The sequence below is a fragment of the Nocardioides sp. ChNu-99 genome (genome assembly GCF_029493445.1).
Lineage (GTDB): Bacteria > Actinomycetota > Actinomycetes > Propionibacteriales > Nocardioidaceae > Nocardioides.
In genome coordinates, this window is sequence record NZ_JAHWBL010000115.1 from 1 (window position 1) to 1,345 (window position 1,345).

The 1,345-nt window shown below is 68.0% G+C and carries 1 protein-coding gene and 1 other annotated feature; the gene reads left to right on the forward strand.

Annotated elements, in window-relative coordinates; all coding sequences use genetic code 11:
• Positions 1 to 43 precede the first annotated feature (43 nt).
• Positions 44 to 1,329 (forward strand): IS3 family transposase gene (locus tag KK617_RS18620; RefSeq protein ID WP_277501677.1). Its coding sequence is split into 2 segments (ribosomal slippage): positions 44 to 341 and positions 341 to 1,329, totalling 1,287 coding nucleotides; the frame shifts between segments, so codons are not numbered across the junction.
• Positions 331 to 486: a sequence feature (AL1L pseudoknot), on the forward strand. (Overlaps the previous gene by 156 nt.)
• Positions 1,330 to 1,345: the final 16 nt, after the last annotated feature.

Here is a 1,345-nt window from a genome sequence, read left to right on the forward strand (position 1 = left end):
TGTCGCGTGCCGGGTCTGATGGAGGCTCTCATTCCACGGAAGGATGAGAGTCATGGCGGCACCGAGGAAGTACCCAGAGGAGCTTCGGGAGCGGGCTATCCGGATGGCGGTCGATCTGCGGCGTGACCCGGCCGCGAGGTCGGGTGCTCTGCGTCGGGTCGGTGAGCAGCTGGGGATCAACCCCGAGACGCTGCGCAACTGGGTTCAGCAGGCCGAGATCGACGAGGGGCACCGCCCCGGCGTGACCACTGCCGAGGCGCAGCGGATCGGTGAGCTCGAACGCGAGAACCGTGAGTTGCGGCGAGCGAACGAGATCTTGCGGACGGCGTCGGCGTTTTTCGCCGCGGCGGAGCTCGACCGCAAGCTGAAGTGAGCACCGCGGTGCCGACTCCGGTGCTGGTCGACTACATCGACCAGCACCGGGAGCGGTTCGGGGTCGAGCCGATCTGCACCGTCCTACGAGCGGCTGGGATGCAGATCGCCCCGAGCACCTACTACGCCAGCAAGTCCCGTCCGCCCTCGGCGCGTGTGGTCGTCGACGAGCAGCGGCTGGCGGTGATGCGTCGTGTCCACGAGGAGAACTACGGCGTCTACGGGGTCCGCAAGATGCACGCCGAGCTCAACCGTCGCGGCCATCGGATCGCCAGGTGCACCGTGCACCGGCTGATGCGCGCCGAGGGCCTACGCGGGATCAGCAGAGCCAAGGGACCGCGCACGACAGTCCCTGGGAGCGGCCCGGACACCCGGCCGGACCTGCTCGATCGTGACTTCAAGGCGCCGGCACCGAACCGGGTCTGGGTCGCGGACATCACCTACTGCCGCACCTTCGCCGGCTGGGTCTACGCGGCGTTCGTCATCGACGTCTTCTCCCGCCGAGTCGTGGGTTGGCAGCTGTCGAAGAGCCTGCGCACCGACCTCGCGTTGGACGCCCTCGAGATGGGGCTGTGGACCCGCGAGCACGCGGGTCAGGACACCACCGGCCTGATCGCGCACAGCGACAAGGGCGTTCAGTACCTCGCGGTGCGCTACACCCAGCGGTTGGCCGAGGCCGGCGCTGTCGCGTCGGTGGGGTCGACGGGCGATAGCTACGACAACGCCCTCGCCGAGGCGTTCAACTCGCTGTTCAAGGCCGAGCTGGTCCGCAACAAGGGGCCGTGGAAGAGCATCGACGACCTCGAGATCGCGGTCGCGGAGTACGTCGATTGGTTCAACCATCGACGCCTGCACGGCGAGATCGGGCTCGTCCCACCGGTCGAGTTCGAGGAGGACTACTACCGGCACAACACCGCGCCGACTACCGTCAGCGCGTCAGTTCAGAGCCTCCACTGAACCCGGCACGCGACAC